At 61.2% G+C, this 19,730-nt stretch carries 18 protein-coding genes; 6 read left to right on the top strand and 12 right to left on the bottom strand.

Translation table 11 applies throughout. The annotated features are described in order from the left end of the window. Positions 1-99 precede the first annotated feature (99 nt). From J3P73_RS27800 to J3P73_RS27840, 9 genes are all read right to left on the bottom strand, one after another. Positions 100-843, bottom strand: a complete 744-nt coding sequence (locus tag J3P73_RS27800; RefSeq protein WP_018073070.1) for an ABC transporter ATP-binding protein — start codon at positions 841-843, stop codon at positions 100-102. Beyond that, positions 840-1,694: an ABC transporter ATP-binding protein gene (locus tag J3P73_RS27805; protein WP_018073071.1), complete on the bottom strand. Its 855-nt coding sequence runs from the start codon at positions 1,692-1,694 to the stop codon at positions 840-842. The genes J3P73_RS27800 and J3P73_RS27805 overlap by 4 nt, the downstream gene beginning before the upstream one ends. Continuing rightward, positions 1,691-2,626: an ABC transporter permease gene (locus tag J3P73_RS27810; RefSeq protein WP_018073072.1), complete on the bottom strand. Its 936-nt coding sequence runs from the start codon at positions 2,624-2,626 to the stop codon at positions 1,691-1,693. The genes J3P73_RS27805 and J3P73_RS27810 overlap by 4 nt, the downstream gene beginning before the upstream one ends. 4 nt (positions 2,627-2,630) lie before the next feature. Then, complete coding sequence (locus J3P73_RS27815; RefSeq protein WP_018073073.1) at positions 2,631-3,728, bottom strand: ABC transporter permease; 1,098 nt, start codon at positions 3,726-3,728, stop codon at positions 2,631-2,633. A gap of 6 nt (positions 3,729-3,734) precedes the next feature. Then, complete coding sequence (locus tag J3P73_RS27820; protein ID WP_024319727.1) at positions 3,735-5,321, bottom strand: ABC transporter substrate-binding protein; 1,587 nt, start codon at positions 5,319-5,321, stop codon at positions 3,735-3,737. A gap of 141 nt (positions 5,322-5,462) precedes the next feature. Then, positions 5,463-6,416 (bottom strand): dihydrodipicolinate synthase family protein, encoded by a 954-nt coding sequence (locus J3P73_RS27825; RefSeq protein ID WP_018073075.1) that lies wholly within the window; start codon positions 6,414-6,416, stop codon positions 5,463-5,465. Positions 6,417-6,473: 57 nt separating this feature from the next. Beyond that, positions 6,474-7,367, bottom strand: coding sequence for an SMP-30/gluconolactonase/LRE family protein (locus J3P73_RS27830; protein WP_130673593.1), 894 nt, complete (start codon positions 7,365-7,367; stop codon positions 6,474-6,476). Further along, on the bottom strand, positions 7,364-8,194 hold the full coding sequence (locus J3P73_RS27835) for an NAD-dependent epimerase/dehydratase family protein (protein WP_024319729.1): 831 nt from the start codon (positions 8,192-8,194) through the stop codon (positions 7,364-7,366). The genes J3P73_RS27830 and J3P73_RS27835 overlap by 4 nt, the downstream gene beginning before the upstream one ends. A gap of 21 nt (positions 8,195-8,215) precedes the next feature. Then, entirely contained in the window at positions 8,216-8,929 is a 714-nt protein-coding gene (locus tag J3P73_RS27840; RefSeq protein ID WP_018073078.1) for a FadR/GntR family transcriptional regulator, read from the bottom strand. 321 nt (positions 8,930-9,250) lie between these two features. Here J3P73_RS27840 and J3P73_RS27845 point away from each other — a divergent pair, with 321 nt between their 5' ends. From J3P73_RS27845 to J3P73_RS27870, 6 genes are all read left to right on the top strand, one after another. Then, positions 9,251-11,188, top strand: coding sequence for an ABC transporter substrate-binding protein (locus J3P73_RS27845; RefSeq protein WP_024319730.1), 1,938 nt, complete (start codon positions 9,251-9,253; stop codon positions 11,186-11,188). Positions 11,189-11,311: 123 nt separating this feature from the next. Next, positions 11,312-12,298, top strand: a complete 987-nt coding sequence (locus J3P73_RS27850; protein WP_003562632.1) for an ABC transporter permease — start codon at positions 11,312-11,314, stop codon at positions 12,296-12,298. Positions 12,299-12,307: 9 nt separating this feature from the next. Next, positions 12,308-13,429 carry an ABC transporter permease gene (locus J3P73_RS27855; RefSeq protein WP_017967395.1) on the top strand — a complete coding sequence of 374 codons (1,122 nt, stop codon included), beginning with the start codon at positions 12,308-12,310 and terminating at the stop codon, positions 13,427-13,429. Positions 13,430-13,436: 7 nt separating this feature from the next. Beyond that, a complete protein-coding gene (locus J3P73_RS27860) occupies positions 13,437-15,158 on the top strand; it encodes an ABC transporter ATP-binding protein (protein WP_024319731.1) in 1,722 nt (573 codons plus the stop codon). Next, positions 15,155-16,366 (top strand): mandelate racemase/muconate lactonizing enzyme family protein, encoded by a 1,212-nt coding sequence (locus tag J3P73_RS27865; RefSeq protein WP_024319732.1) that lies wholly within the window; start codon positions 15,155-15,157, stop codon positions 16,364-16,366. Before J3P73_RS27860 ends, J3P73_RS27865 begins: the two co-directional genes overlap by 4 nt. A 12-nt stretch (positions 16,367-16,378) precedes the next feature. Beyond that, the gene (locus J3P73_RS27870) at positions 16,379-17,566 is read left to right on the top strand and encodes a galactarate dehydratase (protein ID WP_018073084.1); all 1,188 of its coding nucleotides are present in this window, start codon (positions 16,379-16,381) and stop codon (positions 17,564-17,566) included. Between the two features lie 72 nt (positions 17,567-17,638). Here J3P73_RS27870 and J3P73_RS27875 read toward each other — a convergent pair whose 3' ends face one another. The 3 genes from J3P73_RS27875 to J3P73_RS27885 form a co-directional block, all read right to left on the bottom strand. Then, positions 17,639-18,211 carry an NADPH-dependent FMN reductase gene (locus J3P73_RS27875; protein WP_024319733.1) on the bottom strand — a complete coding sequence of 191 codons (573 nt, stop codon included), beginning with the start codon at positions 18,209-18,211 and terminating at the stop codon, positions 17,639-17,641. Positions 18,212-18,250: 39 nt separating this feature from the next. After that, positions 18,251-18,916, bottom strand: a complete 666-nt coding sequence (locus J3P73_RS27880) for a nitroreductase (RefSeq protein WP_024319734.1) — start codon at positions 18,914-18,916, stop codon at positions 18,251-18,253. A gap of 451 nt (positions 18,917-19,367) precedes the next feature. Next, positions 19,368-19,721, bottom strand: coding sequence for an ArsR/SmtB family transcription factor (locus J3P73_RS27885; RefSeq protein ID WP_024319735.1), 354 nt, complete (start codon positions 19,719-19,721; stop codon positions 19,368-19,370). Positions 19,722-19,730 lie beyond the last annotated feature (9 nt).

Here is a 19,730-nt window from a genome sequence, read left to right on the forward strand (position 1 = left end):
GGCGATCGCTACTACAATTGGTTTAGGTAGCCGGTTCGGCTTGATGTGGATGGCGGAGCTTGCGACGACTTCAAGCCGCCGCCGCATATCGGTCGAGAATTACGCCTTTCCATACATCCTGCTCGCGCGCAGCAGGCGTTGCGAATAGGGGTGTTCGACCGTACCTTTTCGCAAGGCGCCGACATCGACCTGTTCGACGATCTCGCCCGCTTCCATGATGGCGACGCGGCTGCACATGTGCGAGACGACGGCGAGATCATGGCTGACGAGCAGATAGGTCAGACCGCGATTGGTACGCAAATCCTGGAGGAGGTTGAGGATTTCCGCCTGAACCGACACGTCGAGCGCTGATGTCGGTTCGTCGAGAAGCAGAACGTCCGGATCCAGCATCAGGGCACGGGCGATCGCCACGCGCTGGCGCTGGCCGCCGGAGAGCTGGTGCGGAAATCTGTAGCTCAGCGCCGGATCGAGGCCAACCGATCTCAGGACCGCGTTCATGTCGACGGAATTCGTATCCAGACCCTGGTTGCGCAGCGGTTCTTTCAGCTGCGAGCGGATCGTCTTGCGGGGATGCAGGGAACCGTAGGGGTCCTGGAACACCATCTGCACCCGACGAAAGAATGGCCGGCTGCGCTGTCGGTCCAGCGTTTCGCCGTGGAGCGCGATCCGGCCGTCATAGTTGGCGTTGAGACCGGAAAGCGCCCTCAGGACAGTGGACTTCCCGCAGCCGGACTCGCCGACCAGGCCGAAAGCAGTTCCCTTTTCGATGGCGAAGCTTACGTCTCGAACGACAGGCCGCTGCCCGGGTCCGAAACGGACCGTAAGATTGTCGATTTTAATCACCGCGGCGGCTCCAATGCGAATTCTTCAAGCCAGGCCGGATCTCGTTTCAGGATCGGCAGCCGGGCAGGGGGATCTTCGATCGTCGGCAAGGATGCCAGCAACCCCTGCGTATAAGGATGTCTGGCCTTGTCGAGATCGCGCGCCTCGAGCACTTCCACGACCCGCCCCGCATACATGATGAGGACGCGATCGCAGAAATTCCTGATGAGATTGAGATCGTGGCTGATGAAGATCAGCCCGAGATTGCGGCGCAGGACGAGCTCGTCGAGCAGGGCCAGGATCTCGAGCCTCACCGTCACATCGAGTGCTGACGTCGGTTCGTCGGCGATCAGCACTTCTGGTTCGGCAATCAGCATCATGGCGATCATCGCCCGCTGGCCCATACCGCCCGAGATTTCGTGCGGATAAAGGCGGGCCACACGCTCGGGATCGCGGATCTGAACGGCTTCGAGCATATCGAGCGCCTGCTGCCAGGTCTTTGCCCTGCTCGTCCTCGGATGATGGAAGCGGTAGGTCTCGGCAATCTGTTCGCCGATCCGCATGACGGGATTGAGCGAATATTTCGGGTCCTGCAGGATCAGACCGATCCTCCGGCCCCTGATCGTCATCATCGTTTTTTCGGTCGCCTTGAGCAGATCGACGTCGCGAAAGCGCATCCGCTCGGCATTGACGATCGCGGTCGGTGGCAGCAGCTTCATGATCGCGCGGCCGACGGTCGACTTTCCCGATCCCGATTCACCGACGATCCCGAGCTTTTCCTGTCCAAGCGAAAAGCTCACGCCGCGCACGGCCCGTACCTGTCCGCCGCCGAAGGCGATTTCGAGGTTCTGAATATCGATCAAGTCCGTCATTCTGAACCTCGGGGATCGAGAACATCGCGAAGCGCATCGCCGACGAGGTTGAAGGCGAGGCTGACGAGCGCGATGGCAATGCCGGGTGCGGCGATGACCCAGGGGCTGTCGAGCATGAATTCACGTCCGCTGGCGGCCATCGAACCCCATTCCGGCCATGGCGGCTGCGCACCGAGGCCGAGGAAGCCGAGACCGGCGGCAGTGATGATGATGCCGGCCATGTTGAGGGTGACGCGGACGATCACCGAGGGAATGCACATCGGCAGGATGTGGCGGGTGATGATCGCAATTGATGTCGCGCCCTGCAGGCGTACGGCGGCGATATAATCCGCCTTGCGAAGGCTGAGCGTCTCGGCGCGCGCAAGACGCGCGATCGGCGGCCAGGCGGTCAGTGAAATCGCGATGATCGCATTGGTGATGCCCGGACCCAGCGCAGCGGCAAAACCCAGCGCCAGCACGAGGCCGGGAAAGGAAAGAAAAATGTCGGTGACGCGCATCAGGATTTCATCGACGATGCCGCCGAAATAGCCTGAGACAGTGCCGATCAGCAGGCCGAGCGGGGCGACGATGACCGTGACGAGCATGATGATGTAGAGCGTGGTGCGGGCGCCATAGATCACCCGGGAAAAGACGTCGCGGCCAAAATTGTCTGTGCCGAGCCAATGGCTCGCCGATGGCGCGGCAAGCCGCCCGGCCATGTCCTGAACGATCGGATCATAGCTCGTCAGCAAGGGCGCCGCCGTCGCCACGACGATCAGCAGCACGATGATCGCCAATCCGACGAGGCCAAGTGGATGCAGGCTGAATTTCCGCCAGCCTTGATGAATTTGCTGCGCGGACGACTGGAACCAGCCTCGAGGCTCCGGCGTGAGCAGCCAGTTGCGAAGGCCGCCAGTGTTAAGGCTGTCTGCGTGCTCAGAGGAGATCGTCATGGCGTCACCGTGTCCTCGGATCAAGAATGCGATAAAGGAAGTCCGACAGGATGTTGATCGTCAGGAAGACGGCGCCAATCGTCAGGACGGAACCCATGACCACGTTCATGTCGTTCATCTGCAGCCCCCGGGTCAGGTACTGGCCGAGCCCCGGCCACCCGAAGACGGTTTCGATCAGCACCGCCCCCTCGAGCAGCCCGCCGAAGGTCAGCGCCATGATCGTCAAAAGCTGCACCCGGATGTTCTTGAATGCATGGCGCCACACCACCTTGCGGGTGCCAAGCCCCTTTGCCCGCGCCGTGATGATGTATTCCTGGCTCAGTTGCTCCAGCATGAAGCTTCGCGACATGCGGCTGATATAGGCGACGGAATAGTACCCAAGGATTGCCGCCGGCAGGATGATGTGGCCAAGAGCGTTGTGAAACACGTCCCATTGCCGCTCTATCGCCGCGTCGATCAGAAGAAAGCCGGTCACCGGCGTGACGAGACCCTCGTAGAAGACGTCGATCCGGCCTGATGCGCCGACGAGCTTGAGCTTTGCATAGAAGATGAAGAGCGCCATCAGCCCGGTCCAGAAGATCGGGATGGAATGGCCGGCAAGGGCAACGATGCGGGCGACGTGATCGATGATCGTTCCGCGCCTGACGGCGGCCGTGATCCCCAGGGGAACGCCGACGATCGCCCCGATGATCATGGCGATGACCGCTAACTCGATGGTGGCGGGAAAAATCGTCAGGAGATCGGTGAGGATCGGCTGGCCCGTCGTCGCCGATGTGCCGAGATCGCCTGTCGCGATCTTCCCGACATAGGCGAGGAACTGCATCCAGACAGGTTGCCCGAGCCCCAGCTCATTAAAGACGCGATCGTAAACCTCCTTGCTGACCTCCGCCCCGGTGATGGCAAGCACCGGGTCGGCAGGCAGCAGGCGACCCATCGAAAAGGTCAGGAAGAGCAGGCCGAGCAGCGTCGTCACGACCGCGACGGCGCGTCCTGCCAAGCGCCGCAACAGGCTCACCACGGGGTGCGGGGCCGCATCGGCGAACCCGCCCTCCGTGGAACGATGGCTGCTCTCCGGCTTCGATGTCAGATCGGCGCTCGCCACGGCGTTCTACTCCTTGGTCACGTCATGCCAGCGCGTCGACCATGTCGTGTGCCCATGATAGCCCTTGACGTTGGTGCGCATGACATAGGGGTCGGTTCGCTGGAAGAAGATGACGAGTGGGGAAGCCATGCCGCTGTAGATGCCGTCCATCTTCTTGAAGATTTCCGAGCGCTTGCCCGTATCGCGCTCTTTCATCGACTGGTCGACGAGTGTGTTGAGGTCGTCCACCTTCATGCCTGTGCGCCAAAGATAATAGCTGCCGAGGCGCGCCTCGTCGCTATTGTCGGGATTGTAGGCATATTGTGTGGCGACGGCGAAAGGATCAGGCAGTCGGGCGCCGGAATTGCCGAGCAGAACCTCATATTTGCGCTCGCGAAATGCGGGCGTGAATTCGCCGGGCACGAGATCGAGATCGAGGCCGGCAGCACGGGCGCTCGCCTGCAGCGCTTCGGCGAAGGGCAATGTCGCCGCACCCGAGGGATTGAGCACCTTCTTCAGGCCATTGGGGTAGCCGGCTTCCGCCAGCAGCTGCTTGGCTTTGGCAGGATCGTAATCGTAGTGGGTGGCAGCTTCCTCAGGCGCGCCGATCATGCCACGCGGGATCATCGACTGCCAGGGAAAGCCGGTATAGCGCATGATGTTGCCGGAGATCGCCTTCCAGTCAAAGGCATGCTGGAAGGCCTCGCGAACCTTCGGCTTCTGCAGATCCGGGTCTTTCTGGTTGAGTGCGATATAATAGAAACCGAGGCCCGGAACGCTTTCAATCACCATGTCCTTTTTGTTGGACAGGGCATCGAGGTCGCCGCTTGCGAGGTATTGGCCGACATCGACGTCTCCGGCTTCGAGCTGCAGTCTGAGGTTGCCGGATTCTGGAATGTGCCGGGCGACGACGCGAGCCATGGCCGGCGCTCCGCCCCAATAGTCCTTGCGTGCGTTGAAGATCGCAACGTCGTTCGGCCGCCATTGCGTCAGCGCGAACGGGCCGCTGCCGGCCGAATTGGCAGAAAGCCAAGCACCGCCGAAGTCGCCATTTGCCTCATGCGACAGTGCCGTCTTCTTGTCGATGATGCCGATCGATGAGCCGGCAAGCGAATAGAGCACCAGATCGGTGTTCACGGCCTGCGGCAGCTCGATTTCGAGCGTATGTTCGTCCTTTGCCCGAACAAGCTTTTCGACGTTGTCAGGTGTAAAGCCCCAGAGTGCCACGTCGGTGGAGCCGACCTGGCCCATCTTGATGACGCGCTGGATCGACCAGGCCGCATCGTCGGCGGTCACCTTGTTGCCGCTCTGGAAGACCGCATCTTCGCGCAATGTCAGCGTGATGATCTTGCCATCCGCCGAGACGCTCCATTGCGTCGCGAGCATCGGCTTCAGCGTCTTAAGGTCGTCAGGCGACAGCTGCACGAGGTTGTCGTAAATGTTCGAGATCAGTTCGGAAACCGTGCGGGCATTGTTCTGCGCCGGATCGAGTGTCCTTATGCCCGTGAGATTGGTGCCGATCACCAGCATATTGGGCGGCGACGCCGCGAAGCTGGGCTGCGCCGTCATCATGGCGCCGGTAATTGCGATCGTCGTCAGTACCTGTCTCAACATCTCAAGACCTCCCAATCCTGTTGTTTGCGGAAATAGAGCAATTCCAGGAAAAGCGCGAAACGGTTTTCCGCCCAGAATTGCGTAAAAACAAAGGGTTATAGCGGCTCTGCGCATTCATGCTGAGCCGCTCTCGTGTCGAACTCAGCCGGCCGCCTTTGCGGAATCCTGCTGGTGTGGATGGATCTGGTTGTTGCCGGCGGCATCCCAGCGCTGAAGCAGCCGATGAAGTTCCTCGCGATCATGCCGATCGAGCAGAGGCAATCCCGGCACGCGCACGGGGCCGACATCGAGGCCGGAATAGGTGACGGCCTCCTTGACAACAGTCACGTTCGCGCCATTGCGGAATTTGGTCCGCATCCGCTCGAATGGTTCAAGCTGGTTGACGATAGCCCTTGCGGCGCCGAAGTCACCTCTTTCGAGCGCATCGTGAACGGCAAGCGACAGATGCGGCGCGACATTGACGAGACCGGATGTGAAGCCGCGCGCGCCCGCAGCGGTAAATGTCGGCGCCCAGCTCTCCGCCAGGCCGCAGACGAACAACGCACCGGCCGGATCGGCTGCGGCGATCGCTCTGGACAGCAGCATCAGATCGGTCGTGGCGAACTTGATGCCGGCAATATTACCGTGGTTTGCGAGACGGATGATATCGTCAACACCGAAACCCTCGGCCCTGACATAGGCGATGAGCGGCAGGGTGGAAGCATCCGCAAGATTGCAGAAATAGTCGATTTGGGACGAAGGTGCTGCGAAAGGATCGACGGGCTGATGCGACATCACGGCGGATGCGCCGATCGCGGCCGCATCTTTCGCCATGCCGATCGCCTCGCGCAGCGATCGGCCGATTGCCGCCGTGACCGGCGCCGTGCCGTTGACGCCTGAAACCGCCGCCTCATGGACGATCCTGATTTCCTGCGGCGTCAGAGCATAGAATTCCCCGGTATTGCCGGCAGCGACGATGTTGTGAATGCCGGCTGCCGCGACCCGCTCATAGACTTTCGCCGTGATCCGGGGTTCGACTTCACCTTGGCCGTCATAGGCGGTGACGGGAACACCCGATACACCTGTAAGCGCCTTGCGCATGGTTGCGATGCTCATCTTTCTTCCCCGTTATCTTTCCATCTATTCGCTGTCATTTCGAAGGGAGGCTCGTTGTCATCCCGGAGGGTGACCCGTCCCGAAGCGGAAGGGCGGCAGGCCCTCTGCATCCACGTCGAAGGCGATGACCGTCCCCGCCTCGAAACGTCCGGTGCGGTCCGTCGACAGGCTCGTGACAAAGAGGGTGCGGAGATCCGGCCCTCCGAAACACGGCATTGTCGGTGCCGCGACGGGCAGAATGTAGATCTCGACGATTTCGCCTTCGGGCGATATTCGGTTGAGGCGGCCGGCGGAAACGCCGGCGCTCCAGTAGAACCCGTCACGATCGGTTGCCGCTCCGTCCGGCCGACCCTCGTCTTCCGTGAAGCTGCGAAGCCGGCGCCCATCGCCGAGGTCGCCCGTATCAGGATCAAAGTCGAATGCCTGCAAGAAGCATTGCCGGCTGTCGGAGTGATACATCCGCCGGCCGTCCGGCGACCAGGCAAGGCCGTTGGAGCTCGTCAGTCCGGTTGCAACGGTCCGCGTGCGGCCATCGGCGCCCACGCGGTAAAGTGCGGCCTCATCGGTCTGCGGCTTGGCTTCGCTGAACGATCCGATCCAGAAGTGCCCGTCTGGGCCGACCTTTCCGTCATTGAGGCGGCAGTTGATGTGGCGCCCGACTGGATCCGACACAAGCTCAAAATCTCCAGCAACGGGATCGAAGAGATGGACGCCCGTCTGAAGCGCCACGACGATCCTGTGATCGCGGCAAAGTCCGAGGGCGCCGATTGCGGCCGGCATGTCGAAGCGGTCGATCTTTCCCGAAGCCGAGCGCCGGACGAGTGCTGGCGCCTGAATGTCGACGAACCACAAAGTGCCGGTCTCCTCGTCCCATACCGGCGATTCACCAACCGTCAGCGGCTGTTGGATCACGGAACGGACGTCCGGACGGATGATGCGCGGGGCCGTCATTCAACCGTCTCCAGGTTCTTGGCCAGACCCTCGGCGTCGCGCATGCGGATGGTGCCGTCGTGATTGATCTCACAGAACCCGCCACCCTGGAACGCCAGCGCGACCGGCCCTTCGGATCCCTCTTCGATCAGGGCGTGGTCACGCGGCCGGTCCTGTGGCTGGTAGCCCAATCGTGTCGCCAGATCGTTCTCCCACCACATCTCCTCGGTGTCAGAAACGCCGTAGACCACTGTTGCTGCGATCAACGGGTGCGACAGGCCGATCCTGACCAATTGCGCCAGGTCTCGCGCGCTGATCCAGATCGCAATCGATCGTTCGCTGTTGGGATAGGTGCCCGCATTGCCGATGCGGATGGACAAAGAGCGAATGCCCGACGTGTCGTAGTAAAGCCCCGCCACAAGTTCGCCCCAGCATTTGGAAAGCCCATAAGGACTGTCGGGACGCATCGGGTCGAGCGGCGACACGAGCTGGCCGCGCGGATAAAAGCCCGTGGCATGGTTGCTCGATGCATAGACGACCCGCTGGACCTTGTTGGTCCGCGCCGCTTCGTAGAGATTGTAAGTACCAAGCACGTTCGCATGCAGAATGGCGTTCATGTCCGTGCCGCTTGCAATACCGGCGAGATGAACCACGCCATCGACATCTTTCAGCGCAGCCGTCGCCTCGTCGAGCTTTGTAAGATCGGCCTTGACGAAGCTCTCGTTTTCGCCAAGCCCGTCAGGCTCCTGGAGATCGATCAGGCTGAGGTGCTCGACATGCGACCGAAGGAACGGGCGCAGTAGCGTCCCTACGCGTCCGGCAGCACCCGTCATGGCGACCCGTTTCATCATCTCTTCTCCCATTGTCGCTCAAACGCCCTGGAACATGCGGGCGCGAGCATTCAGTATGTGTTTTTTCATCGCATCGTGTGCTTCGGTTTCCCGGTGCGCGAAGATCGCCTCGACGATCACCGCATGCTCATCCTGGACGCTGCGGATCTGTTCCGGCGTCCGCTTCAAGCTCAAGCTTCGCGTAACGGAATGCCCGATGGCGAAATGCGGCTTGAACCACTCGCGCAGGGTAATGTGGAACTGGTTACCGGTCGCCATGGCAATTGCATCATGTAGAGCCTGGTCCTCTTCGGCGCCAAGCTCCCCGTCGCGCAGACATTGCTCGATCGAAAGAAGCGCTGCCGTTATCCGCTCCTTGTCGGCCGGCTGCCAGTTTCGTGCGGCAAGCTCCGCCGCCTCGGCTTCGAGACCGGCGCGGAATTCGAAGAACCGCTGGACATCGGCCAAGGAGCCGACCGGCACCATTTTCAGCATCGACGAATCCGGTCTTTGCCTGACATAGGAACCGGACCCTTTACGCGAAACGACCAGGCCATCGGCTCTCAAGCGTTCGAGCGCTTCGCGCACGACAGGTCTCGACGCGCCGAAATCAGCGGCGAGCTTCGTTTCCGGCGGCAGCCGTTCGTTCACCGGAAAGTTGCCGTCGGCGATCATCCCCACGATCTTCTCGTAGATGATGTCGCTGAAGCGCGTTGCGCCCCTGTTCGAAACGGCATCGACCGTAAATGTCATTCTGATCCTTTTCTCTCAACGCCATGTGCGACGGCGTTTGACGGCCGCACCCTGGCTGTCGCCGACCATAATGCTCAAGGCAGCATACAGCATCTGACAGATCTAACGTTTTTCGTCCTGTTAGCCGTGTTTTTAGCGGCACAACCTCGTATATCGATGCTGCATCGCTACGAAATTTGTAATTATCTGTCAACTCTTGTAATCATTTGGGAACGTGTCTATGGTTTCGGTCGTAGCGCCGAGGAGGGCGTCAGCGTCGGGTCGGGAGCCCGACGCATCAGCCGGTGCAAAGGCTGCGCCGGCACAAAAGGGAGGAATTCGATGGCCAAAGAAATACTGTCGCGTGGCGTCACCCGCCGCGCCGTGCTTGGTGGCATGGCTGGTGTCGCGGCGCTGTCTATCGCCGGTCGCGTGTCTGCCGCAGGCGGTGAAGCGCCGGCCCTTGCGCAACTCGCCAAGGAGGGGAAGCTGCCGCCGCTCGCCGAGCGCCTGCCGAAAAAGCCGATGGTCGTGACGCCGTTCGAGAAAGTCGGCACCTATGGCGGCTCGCTGCGCCGCGGCCTTCGCGGTTCATCCGACCATAACGGCATCCTGCGTATGGTCGGCAACCAGAGCCTTGTGCGCTGGAATCTCGATTTTACCGCTGTGCAGCCGAACCTTGCCGAACGCTGGGAAGTCAGCGACGACGCAACACAATTCACGTTCCATCTCATCGAAGGCGTGCGCTGGTCCGACGGTCATCCCTTTACGGCCGATGACGTCGTTTTCGCGATCGAAGACTGCGTCAAGAACACCGAGCTCTACAGCTCGACACCGGCGCAGCTTGCTGTCGCCGGCAAGCCGGTCACGGTCGAGAAGATTGACGACTATACGGTGAAGTTCACCTTTGCCGCGGCCAATGCGCTTTACCTGGAAAACCTCGCCACGCCGCTTGGCCAGCATCCGACGCTGTTCCCGAAGCATTACTGCAGCCAGTTCCTGCCGAAATATAATCCGAATATCGAGGCCGATGTGAAGAAGGCCGGCGTCACCAGTTGGACGGAGCTGTTCCGCAGCCGTTGCGGTGACATCGAGATCCCATCGCGATGGGGCAATGTGGATAAGCCGACGCTCGACCCATGGGTGGTCAAGGAGCCCTATGTCGGGGGGGCTACGCGCGTCGTCATGACCCGCAACCCTTATTTCTGGCAGGTCGATACCGAGGGTAACCAGCTTCCCTACATCGATGAAATCAACTTCGGCATCTCGCAGGACGTCGAATCGCTGATGCTGAATGTCATCTCCGGAAAGATCGACATCCAGGAACGCCATATCAGCGTCCTCGCCAACAAGCCGACGCTGTCCAAGAACATGGAGAAAGGCGATTATCGCCTGCTGACGCTCGTGCCTTCAGCCTCGCAACAGTGCCAGATCTATTTCAACATCACCCACAAAGATCCTGCGATGCGCAAGATGTTTGCGGATAAGGCGTTCCGGCAAGCGCTCTCGATCGGCATCAATCGCCCGGAACTCATCGATATCGTCTATTTCGGCCAGAGCGAGCCCTACCAGGCTGGGCCGCGTCCGACCCATCCCTGGTATAACGAGAAATACGCGCGCCAGTTCACCGAATATGACGCCGACAAGGCGGGCGCGATGCTCGATGAGGCCGGCTACAAGAAAGGCGGCGACGGTTTCCGCCTCCGGCCCGACGGCCAGAAGGTGTTCTTCTCGATCGACGTCATTCCGACCCTCTATCCCGACCTCGTCGATGCCCTGGAACTGGTCAAGACGCATTGGGCCCAGATCGGTATCGACATGAAGGTCAACACGATCGAGCGGGCGCTCTATTACACCCGCGGCGACGACAATGCCCATGATGCGGCGGTATGGCCGGGCCCTGGCGGTCTCGATCCGATGCTCGATCCACGCGATTTCTTCGCGTTCCATCCGCAGGGCTCGCGTTACGCCATTCCGTGGACGCTTTGGTACACCTCCAATGGTGCACGCGGCGAAGAGCCGCCGGAAAGCCAGAAGAAGCGCATGAAGCTCTTCGACGAAGCGCGTTCGACGGCTGATCTCGACAAGCGCGGCGCGATCATGAAGCAGATCTTCGACATCGCCGCGGAGGAATTCGAGACCGTCGGCCTTTGCCTTGCCGTCGGCGGCTTCGGCATCATCCGCAACAATCTGCGCAATGTTCCCGAGAAGGAGCCGGATAGCTGGTCCTGGCCCAATCCCGGCCCTGCAATGCCGCAGCAATTCACCTTCACGAGCTGATTTTCGTCTTAAGCGCCGTGCCATCAGGTACGGCGCTTTCTTTCAGTTCGCCCTCCGAGATGCCTTGCCGGTCCTGACGGCCGACAAGGCCCGGGAGGCGGCGTTCAATGCAAGAGGCGCCTCATGCTGGTCTTTATCGCCAAACGCTTCCTATGGATGATTCCGTCGCTGTTTGCCGTCAGCTTCCTGGCTTTCGTGCTGATCCAGCTGCCGCCGGGCGATTATGTCACGACCTATATTGCGACGCTGGCGGCCTCCAACGAGATCGTCGATCAGAACACGGCGGCGCAATTGCGCGAGCGCTTCGGCCTCGGCGACCCGATGCTCGTCCAATATTTCAAGTGGATATGGGGCATTCTCACACGCGGCGATTTCGGCATCTCTTTTGAATGGCAGCAGCCGGTCTCGGACCTGATCTGGGAGCGCATGGCGCTGACGCTCGTTCTGGCCCTGTCGACATTGATCGCCACCTGGGCGATCGCGCTGCCGATCGGCGTCTATTCCGCCGTGCGCAAATATTCGATCGGCGACTATTTCTTCACCGCCTTCACCTTTTTCGGCCTGGCCGTTCCGTCCTTCCTGCTGGCGCTGGTGCTGATGTATGTCGCGGCGGTCGAATTCGGACAGGATGTCGGCGGGCTGTTTTCGCCGGAATACGAGAACGCGTCCTGGAGCTTCGCCAAGATGGTCGACCTCTTCTCGCATCTCTGGCTTCCCGTCATCATTCTTGCCGTCTCCTCGACGGCGAGCCTCATCCGCGTCATGCGGGCGAACATGCTCGATGAGCTGCCGAAGCCTTACGTGACCACGGCACGGGCAAAAGGGCTCTCTGAGTTCCGGCTGCTGATGAAATATCCTCTGATGATCGCCCTCAATCCGTTCATCTCGACAATTGCCTGGCTGCTGCCCAACCTCATTTCCGGCTCGGTCGTCGTCGCCATCGTCCTCAATCTGCCAACGGCTGCTCCTTTGCTGCTGCAGGCACTGATGGCTCAGGACATGTATCTCGCCGGTGCCTTCGTCCTGCTGATCTGCGCGCTGACGCTGATAGGCTCTCTGATCAGCGATATCCTGCTTGCGCTGGTCGATCCCCGCATCCGGTTGGAATAGGAGCCTCACATGGCCGACATCACCGTTACGAACATTCCGCCGGATCGCGCCGCCGTTGCGTCGCAGTGGCAGCTCATTTGGTGGGCTTTCCGCCGGCATCGGCTGGCCATGGTGGCGCTCGTCGTCACCGTGCTGATGTATATCGTCGCCCTGCTTCCCGGCTTCTTCGCCATCAACGATCCGAACCTGCAAAATGCGCGGGCGACTTTTCACCCGCCGCAGAGATTGCATCTGATCGATACCCAGAACGGCTTCTCCTTCGGCCCGCATTATTATCCGATGAAGCTGACCCGCGATCCGGAAACGCTGGCCGCCATCTTCAAGGAGGACACGACAAAACGTGTCGACGTCCAATTCTTCGGGCGCGGCTATGAATATTCGGTGTTCGGCCTGTTCAGAACCAACATCCATCTGATCGCCTCGCCCGACAAGACGACGCCGCTGCTTCTGTTCGGCGCTGACAGGCTTGGGCGCGATGTCTTCAGCCGAACGGTGCAGGGCTCGCAGATCTCGTTGTCGATCGGCCTCGTCGGTGTCTTCTTCTCGTTGATGCTCGGCATCGTGCTCGGCGGCATCTCGGGATATTACGGCGGCCGCATCGATTTCTTCCTGCAGCGGGTGATCGATTTCGTGCTGTCGCTGCCGACGATTCCGATCTGGCTCGCAATGGCCGCGGCCCTGCCGCAGGACTGGCCTGCGACGCTGCAATATATGATGATTACGATCATCCTGTCGCTGACCGGCTGGGCGCAGCTTGCCCGCGTCGTTCGCGGCCGCTTCCTGTCTTTGCGCACCGAGGAATTCGTCGCTGCCGCGAGGCTCGACGGTGTTCGCGAAAGACGCATCATCTTTCGCCATATGCTGCCGAGTTTCGCCAGCCATATCATCGCGTCGATCACGCTTGCAGTGCCGGCGATGATCCTTGCCGAAACCTCTCTCTCTTTCCTGGGGCTCGGTCTGCAGCCGCCGACCATCTCCTGGGGCGTGCTTTTGCGCGAGGCCCAGAACATTCGCTCGATTGCCACCGCGCCATGGCTTTTCATGCCGGGCTGTGCCGTCGTGGTCGCCGTGATGGCGCTCAACCTTCTCGGCGACGGCCTGCGCGATGCGGCCGATCCCTACAACAAATGAGGCCGGCATGACCGACATCCTTCCCATTGCCGGCAGGCCTCTGCTCCAGGTGAAAAATCTGACGGTCGAGTTCCCTCTGCGCACCGGCGTCTTTCGCGCGGTCAGCGATCTGTCTTTCTCGATCGAGCCGGGCAAGACGCTCTGTGTCGTCGGCGAAAGCGGATCCGGCAAGTCGGTGACGGCGCGTTCGATCCTGCAGATCGTCGATGCGCCCGGCCGGATATCCGGCGGATCGATCACACTGAACGATCAGAACGGCGGCTCGATCGATCTGACCAGCCTCAATCCGCGCGGGCGTCAGATCCGAGCGATCCGCGGCCGCGACATCGCCATGATCTTCCAGGAGCCGATGTCGTCGCTGTCGCCGATCCACACGGTCGGCAACCAGATCGTCGAGGCGCTTCGCCTTCACACCAGGATGAGTAAGGCAGAGGCGCGCGCTGAGGCCATATCGCTGCTTAAGCAGGTCGAGATTCCCTCACCTGATAAAGCGCTGGACCGATATGCCTTTCAATATTCCGGCGGGATGCGCCAGCGCGCGATGATTGCCATGGCGCTCGCCTGCAAGCCGCAGCTGCTGATCGCCGACGAGCCGACCACGGCCCTCGACGTGACGACCCAGGCCGAAATTCTCGACCTGATCGCCCGGCTGCAGAAGGCCAAGGGCATGGCCGTTCTGTTCATTACGCATGACATGGGCGTCGTGGCGCAGATCGCCGACGATGTGCTCGTCATGCACAACGGCGTCGCCAAGGAATATGCGCCGGTCGAGCAGATTTTTCATGCGCCGAAAGACGACTATACCCGGATGCTGATCGGCTCGGTGCTGAAGCTGGAAGCGAAGGCCGAAATCCGGCTGGCGCGCCTGCCGCTCGACACGACGGCGCCACCGATCCTCGAACTCCGCAATGTATCGATGGATTTCGGCGAGGTGAAAGCGCTGGACGATGTTTCCATTTCGCTTCTGCCGGGCGAAACACTCGGCATCGTCGGGGAGAGCGGATCCGGCAAGACGACGATGGGTCGCTCGATCATGCGGCTGATTGATCCCACAGCAGGCGAAATCCTCTATCGCCGTGCCGACGGCGACATCATCGATCTGGCAACGGCAAAAGGTCAGACGCTCGCCGCCGCACGGCGGGAATTGCGAATGGTGTTTCAGGATCCTTTCGGCTCCCTCAACCCGCGCATGACCGTCTCCCAGATCATCGGCGAACCGCTGCTCGTCAATGGCGTCGCAAAAGGGCGGGCGCTGGAAGAGCGGGTTTGCCACCTGATGGAGCAGGTTGGTCTCGACCCGAGGGCACGCGAACGCTATCCGCACGCATTCTCCGGCGGCCAGCGTCAGCGCATCGGTATTGCCCGCGCCATCACCCTCAATCCGCGCGTCATCGTTGCCGATGAGGCAACCTCGGCGCTCGACGTTTCCGTGCGCTCGCAGGTGCTCGATCTGTTGATGCGCCTGCAGGACGAACTCGGCCTCGCCTATATCTTCATCAGCCATGACATTGGCGTTATCCGCTACATGTGCGACCGTGTCGGCGTCATGTACAAAGGCCAGCTCGTCGAAATCGGCGATGCGGAGAAGGTCTGCCGCACGCCCGAGCACGCCTATACGCAGGCGCTGATATCAGCGATCCCGCGCCCCGATCCGCGTGATCGCGATCAGTCGCGGCGTTTCCGTTACGTCGCGCCGGACATTCTGAAGAATGGGAGTTCTCTGCGATGAAAATCACCGGGATCCGCACTTTTCTCATGCATGTCGGTCAGCCAGACCCCTCGAAATGGGCTTCCGACCAACGTGCGGGTGATGGCGCCTCCAAGCAGTTCGGCGGTACCAGAAACTGGCTCTTTCTGAAGATCGATACCGACGAGGGCATCACCGGCATCGGTGAATGCTCCGGCTGGCCGCGCGTCGTCGAGACGGCGATCCATGATCTCGCCCCACTCCTGATCGGCGAAGATCCGGCTCATACCGAGCGGCTGTGGCAGAAGATGCATATCGCGATGATGGGCCATGGCATGCTCGGGACGGTCGGTGGCGGTGCGATGACCGGCATCGACATGGCGCTATGGGACATCAAGGGCAAGGCGCTCGGCGTGCCTGTCTGGATGCTGCTCGGCGGCAAGGTGCGCGACCGGATCCCGATCTATTCGCACGCGAATACACCCGAGCGCGCGCTTGCCCTCAAAGCGCGCGGTATCAAGGCGATCAAATGCGGCGGGGTCGCCGATCCGGTCCGCAAGGTTGCCACCCTGCGTGACGCCGTCGGCGACGATATGGACATTGCCATCGATCTGCATGGGCCGCCATGGCTGACGCCTGCGGATGCCTGCCGGCTGGTTCGGGCGCTCGAACCCTATGAATTGATGTGGGTGGAGGATCCGATCGCGCCGGAGAATATCGACGGCTACCGTCGCATCCGCGACGCAGCGCATGTGCCGCTTGCGGCTGGCGAACGCTCTGCAACCATCTTCGGCGAGCGTGAGCTCATCGAGAAGGAACTGGTCGACGTGATCCAGCCGGACACCGGCCGGGCCGGCGGCATCACCCAGATGAAGAAGATCGCGGCCATGGCCGAGGCGCATCATATCCAGATGGCGCCGCATTCGGGCTCGCTCGGGCCAGTGGCGGAATATGCGGCTTTGCATCTGCTTGCGGCGATCCCCAACGCCCTCATCCTCGAGCGCCTCGACGATGATTGGGACGGCCGTCGCCAGACGATCGTGCCGCATCCTGAGCAGGTCGACGGCTTGATCGCCGTTCCCAATGGCCCGGGACTTGGCTGCGATATCGACGAGGCCTTCGTGGCGCGCTTCCCCAGCGGCGGCAATGTCTCGGTGCCGCAAGGTGCCGGCGCCTACAATCCCGGAACCGACAACCAGCATCTCTACGTGCAGACGCGCCAGTCGCGCCGCAGCTATTTCAATCGCTAGAAGGACAAAAAGATGAAGATCGACCGCATGCGGGTTTTCATGACCCGCGACAAGGACCGTCCCCGCGTGATCGTCGCGCTCGACACCGATGATGGGCTAACGGGCTGGGGTGAATGCTACAATCACGGCCCCGACAAGGCGCTTCCGCCGCTGCTGGATTACCTCTACGAATTTCTGTCCGGCCAGGATCCGACACGCGTCGACTATCTGGTCAATCTGTTGATCCAGCAAAGCCGGTTCCCGCCGGGCGCGCTCGGTCTTGCCGCGATCTCCGCGCTCGATCACTGCCTGTGGGACCTTGCGGCTAAGGCAGCGAACGTCCCGGTCTACAAGCTGCTGGGCGGCGAAGTGCGCGACCGCATCAAGGTCTATGCCGGAGTATACACCGCACCGGATGCGCCGGCGGCCCGCGACGAGTTCGATCGTCTGAAGGAGGGGTGGGGTTTTACCGCCTTCAAGCTCAGCCCCTGGCGTCTCGACATGCACGCCCATCGCTGGGGCAACGTCGTCAAGGCCTCGGCTGATTATTTCCGCTCGCTGCGCGAAACGGTCAATGACGAATACGAGATCGCCTTCGACGCCCACGCCAAGATCTTCGAGCCGATCGCCGCAAGGCAACTCGGCAATGCCTTGGCCCCCTACGACCCGCTGTTTTACGAGGAGCCGCTGCGTCCTGAAAATATCGAGGCCTGGGGCGACCTGAAACAGGGGCTCAATTGCGTGCTCGCAACCGGCGAGTCGCTCTATAACAGAAACGAGTTCCTGCGCCTGCTGCAGGTCAAGGGCGCCGACCTCATCCAGCCGGATATCTGCGTTGTCGGCGGCATCAGCGAAATGCGCCGCATCGCCACGCTCGCCGAAGCCTTCTTCGTTGGGGTGGCGCCGCATAACCCGATGGGACCGCTTGCCACCGCGGTCAATGTTCATTTTTCGGCCGCGGCGCAGAATTTCCGCATCCTCGAATACCGGCTGCCAAAGGGACAGGCCTACGTCTATGGCGGCATCGATATCGAGAAGCGGCAGGGAGAAACCCGCTACGTCGTCGATCCCTATCTGCCGAAGGACGGTTATCTCGAATTGCGTCCCGATCGGCCGGGCTGGGGCGTCGAAATGGACGAGAAGGCGATGGAAGAGGAAGGCTACATCCATTGGCAGCGGCGCGTGCCGAAGCGGCCTGACGGCTCCTACGCCTTCGCCTGAGGGCATCGCGCGCTTTAAAAACAGGAGCTGGCCGTCCGGATGGACCCGGCCAGCGCCCGCAGGGCGACGCTTCTAGGCATCCCTAGGCAGCACTGAGCGAACCCTTGCGATGAAGACATGAAAGTCCTGCATGAAAGTGCGAAGGAAATCGGCGGTGGTGTCGTTCGTGACCTCGCCGTCATCGGTGATCAACCCCGGTGTGAACTGGATGTAGGCTTCCGGGGCATTCATCTGGGGAGAGTTGCAGAAACTGAGCACACTGCGCAAATTCTGCTGGGCGACTGCTGTGCCTATCGCGCCCGGCGACGTGCCGATCACCGCTGACGGCTTACGTCTGAACGAGTTGGTGCCGTAGGGGCGGCTCGCCCAGTCGATTGCGTTTTTCAGCCCGCCGGGTATGGATCGATTGTATTCGGGCGTGACAAACAGCACGGCGTCGACGGCCGCGATTGCCGCCTTGAATGCTTTGCCAGCCGGAGGGTAGTCGGCATCATAGTCGTAGCTGTAGAGCGGCAGGTCCTTGAAGGGTATCTCCGACATTTCAAGTTCCGGCGGGGCGAACCGCACCAACGCCTTGGCGAGCTTGCGGTTGATCGAGCCCTTGGCGAGGCTGCCGATGAGATAGCCTACTCTATGCGTGGTCATGGCGTTCTCCAATATCTCGCGATGATGATTGGCAAGTCACTAATCGCCGAGGAACGTGACCGTCTCGCCGAGCGGGGCGCGGCCTGTACGGGCGTAACTGACCGTGGGGTCCTCGTACCCGATCGACATGCCGCAGAAGAGGATGAGCCCGTCCGGGGGTGAGAGGACCTCCGCGACCGTCTCGCGAACCTGCGACCACGCCATCTGCGGGCAACTGTGCAGACCTTCGGCGCGGAGCAGCAGCATGACGGTCTGCAGATACATGCCAACGTCGGCCCATTGGGGTGGGCCCAGGTCACGGTCAATGTAGCAGAACAGGGCGGCGGGCGCGCCGAAACAGTTCCAGTTGGCGATTGCTGCCCGCTGGCGCGCCTCCCAGTCCTCGCGTGCAATGCCGAGCGCGCTGTAGCGCTCCTTGCCGAAGGCGGACCGGCGCTCCCCGTAGGGAGGTTTCAGCGCGGGCGGGTACATCTCGTACTCCCGCTTATCCCAGGGGTCACCATGGGCCACGCGCTCGACGGCGGACGTCTTGAGCTCGGCCAGCGATGCGCCGGTCATCACGTAGGTGTTCCACGGCTGGATGTTCGATCCTGACGGCGACCAAGCTGCGGCGGACAGTACACGCTCAAGTACCTCCCTCTCCACAGGCTCGTCTTTGAATCCGCGCACCGACCGTCGACTTTTGACTGCCTCATATACGTCCATGATCGCCTCCGTCCGCCCCCAGCCCAGCAATCTCGCCGATCCGCAGCGCATAGCGCGACGAAAGTTCGTCGGGTTCTGGTCTGCCGGGGTATGAAGTATTGTCCATACTCATGGCCGTCTCCTGACTGTTCCGTTCCTGATGTGGTCCATTATCGCCATTCGCAATGGAGGCGTAATCACACCGTGGTCTAGGAGGCGTACATCAAACGTACATCAGGGATCGACGCGTTCGAGGGGCATGTGGGCCAAGCACCGCGGGGCTCCCGCGCCACCGCATCCCGGCCTTGGAATTGCGCCGCCTGAACGGCCTCAGCTTGGCGCTTACGCTCAAGCCGCAGTCATCTCTTTCGAAACCGCCTTCTTCGCCATTGCGCTGCTCTTCGTTGCCCCGGCGTCGATCCTGAGTTGCCGACAAGATCATCCTCCGCAAGAGCAACGCTTCGTGATTTCGTCAGGTGAGTACGGTTCGGGCACATTCTACGTCGGTGCGACGGTGCCATCCGAAGATGTCGGCGAGCGTATCGAGCATCGCTGTGGCTGCAGCTGATTGAAGTGAATAGTAGATCGTCTGGGCAGCCCTTCGGGTCTGCACGAGTTCCTGTTCTCGAAGAATTGCCAAATGCTGGGAAGTCGAAGATTGGCTTAATCCCACCTCGTCGGCCAGGACGCTCACAGACATTTCTCCTTCGGCCAACAGATGCAGAATGTGAAGCCGTTTGGCATTCCCCATGGCTGACAGGAAGTTTGCTTCGTTGTCGAAGGCGTTGGTTTCAGGGGAAGGCGCGGCTGACGATTGATTGTTCAAGGCGAGATC

This window comes from Rhizobium ruizarguesonis (assembly GCF_017357285.1).
Classification (GTDB): Bacteria; Pseudomonadota; Alphaproteobacteria; order Rhizobiales; family Rhizobiaceae; genus Rhizobium; species Rhizobium ruizarguesonis.

Bases quoted from the DNA above. Each gene is read 5' to 3' on its own strand.
- J3P73_RS27875 (WP_024319733.1), bottom strand. From the start codon at position 18,211: ATGACCACGCATAGAGTAGGCTATCTCATCGGCAGCCTCGCCAAGGGC.
- J3P73_RS27805 (WP_018073071.1), bottom strand. From the start codon at position 1,694: ATGACGGACTTGATCGATATTCAGAACCTCGAAATCGCCTTCGGCGGC.
- J3P73_RS27845 (WP_024319730.1), top strand. From the start codon at position 9,251: ATGGCCAAAGAAATACTGTCGCGTGGCGTCACCCGCCGCGCCGTGCTT.
- J3P73_RS27810 (WP_018073072.1), bottom strand. From the start codon at position 2,626: ATGACGATCTCCTCTGAGCACGCAGACAGCCTTAACACTGGCGGCCTT.
- J3P73_RS27865 (WP_024319732.1), top strand. From the start codon at position 15,155: ATGAAAATCACCGGGATCCGCACTTTTCTCATGCATGTCGGTCAGCCA.
- J3P73_RS27880 (WP_024319734.1), bottom strand. From the start codon at position 18,916: ATGGACGTATATGAGGCAGTCAAAAGTCGACGGTCGGTGCGCGGATTC.
- J3P73_RS27855 (WP_017967395.1), top strand. From the start codon at position 12,308: ATGGCCGACATCACCGTTACGAACATTCCGCCGGATCGCGCCGCCGTT.
- J3P73_RS27830 (WP_130673593.1), bottom strand. From the start codon at position 7,367: ATGACGGCCCCGCGCATCATCCGTCCGGACGTCCGTTCCGTGATCCAA.
- J3P73_RS27870 (WP_018073084.1), top strand. From the start codon at position 16,379: ATGAAGATCGACCGCATGCGGGTTTTCATGACCCGCGACAAGGACCGT.
- J3P73_RS27840 (WP_018073078.1), bottom strand. From the start codon at position 8,929: ATGACATTTACGGTCGATGCCGTTTCGAACAGGGGCGCAACGCGCTTC.
- J3P73_RS27825 (WP_018073075.1), bottom strand. From the start codon at position 6,416: ATGAGCATCGCAACCATGCGCAAGGCGCTTACAGGTGTATCGGGTGTT.
- J3P73_RS27850 (WP_003562632.1), top strand. From the start codon at position 11,312: ATGCTGGTCTTTATCGCCAAACGCTTCCTATGGATGATTCCGTCGCTG.
- J3P73_RS27835 (WP_024319729.1), bottom strand. From the start codon at position 8,194: ATGAAACGGGTCGCCATGACGGGTGCTGCCGGACGCGTAGGGACGCTA.
- J3P73_RS27820 (WP_024319727.1), bottom strand. From the start codon at position 5,321: ATGTTGAGACAGGTACTGACGACGATCGCAATTACCGGCGCCATGATG.
- J3P73_RS27860 (WP_024319731.1), top strand. From the start codon at position 13,437: ATGACCGACATCCTTCCCATTGCCGGCAGGCCTCTGCTCCAGGTGAAA.